This window comes from Peribacillus sp. P4_C12 (assembly GCF_056402095.1).
On sequence record NZ_JBFUIB010000615.1, the window covers coordinates 1 to 1,912 of the forward strand.

At 36.8% G+C, this 1,912-nt stretch carries 1 protein-coding gene and 1 pseudogene; both read right to left on the bottom strand.

Translation table 11 applies throughout. The features are described from left to right. Positions 1–967 (bottom strand): YfcC family protein (locus tag AC1DUW_RS27200; RefSeq protein WP_477643974.1); only part of this gene is annotated, 967 nt, incomplete at its 3' end. A gap of 102 nt (positions 968–1,069) precedes the next feature. Then, a pseudogene (locus AC1DUW_RS27205) lies at positions 1,070–1,912 on the bottom strand (amino acid degradation protein); the annotation flags it as partial.

The window sequence follows — 1,912 nt, forward strand, 5'->3', positions numbered from 1 at the left end:
TCTTAGAAGGTGACAGCCCTCCAATAAAGCCCATTATGATTGCACACATTAAGAATAATCCGCTAATTTCGCTAATATACCAACCTAATTTAATAACGCCATAAATTAACACGATGAAATTCACCAATAGAAGAAGTAACGCAAGAAGATGTCTTTTACTTAATTTGAAATTCAAATCAATTTCCGTATGCGCACTAGATTTGAATTTACCGAATTCACCMAATGTCGGGTTACGCTTTACCTTCATCGCATGAAAATAAATATATACTACAGTTACGATATAAAAAGCGACGAAAATGGCAACTCGTAATTCCATACCTGAATACATGGGCAATTCAGCAATACTTTGAGCTATGCCCACATTAAAAGGATTTGTTATACCAGAAGTAAAACCCGTTGATAAAGTTCCGAGCACCACAATTGCGAAACCTGTCATTGCATCGAACCCTAACGCTATACTCATAGGCACGACAATTGCAATATACACTAAGGCATCTTCAGCAGAACCGATCAACGTACCTAATAAAGCAAATATTAATACCATTAACGGAATTAACACTTTTTCTTTGGTTCCTAATCGTGCTGCAACAAATTTTATTAAGGAGTCCAATGCACCAGTTGCTTGCATTATTCCAAGAGCGCCTCCGAACAAAAATACAAAAAGAATAATGGAAGCTCCTTCAATCATGCCTAAATGTACACTGCTAAACATATCTAGTAGTCCAACTGGTGACGAATCAACAAATTCGAAAGAATTAGGATTCACGATTGTACGACCGTCTTTTTCAACTCGTTCATATTGACCTGCGGGTAAAACATAGGTTAGAACGGTGGCAATGATAATGACGATGAACATTAAGACAAAAGGATTGATTTCCTTTCCTTTCGCTTTTTTTGGTTGTTTGTCTGGTATAGGTTGTTGCTCAAGAGAATTGGATGTGATTTGCTGAATAGTTGAATTACTCATATTTGACCCCCAGTTAAAGTTTAAAATAAATCTACTACTTTCTTTTTCCGTCTATCTAATGGAAATGCACTATATACTTGTGCAATCAGATTGCAAGATTCATTAAATGGTATTTGCATCTGTAAACATATTTTTCAGTAAACACTCAATCATCATCGGGGTCTGAACGAAGGCACTTTCAATATGAAGTCGCTCCGTACGTTGATGTGCATCTTTTCCAAAAGGCCCTACATTAAAAACGGGTGCTTGAAGTTTCATCATGTCTTTAAAGGGAATATTATAGGTTTCTCCCCAAACGGGCGTATTTCGTTCAAAAGCAGACCAACCATCATCATGATTGTTATAATGGACATAACTCAAATCACAAACACCATTAAAATAGTGAATATGATTGATGTCCATAGAAATTTTGTTTGCCATTTTTTTTATTTTATTAATAGAATCGATGATAAGCGGATCATGTGATGTATTGACTGGAGGATAATAAGGTGGCGCAAACAATATGACAATCGCTGGTGCAAGTTCCTGGCATTGAATCAACAATTTATCGGCAATTCGTAAAGACTTTTCCCGCTCATCCCAATGAAAGTTCTCCTTCACCTCATTCTTTATTTCTTCTACAAGTCTCTTTCCTAACTTCTGCTCTGCATATACGACCAATTTTTCGTAGCGTAATACTTGGATCTCTCCTACTCCATTCAATTGTTCACGTTGGCACAATGCTTTATAGGATGTATTGCATGCTGCGGCTGCTTCTTGTGCAACTTTCTCAAACAGATTCATTATGTCAGAGGCACTTCGCTTCATGACAAAGACATTATAAAGCGCAACGGACCTATATGGCGTTTGTGTAGAGTATTGTGATTTTAAATCTTTTTGTTGTAATGCTACTGGTAACGGGGTAGTTTCACCTAGATCCTTTTCTCTAAAAAGGGTATTCCACTC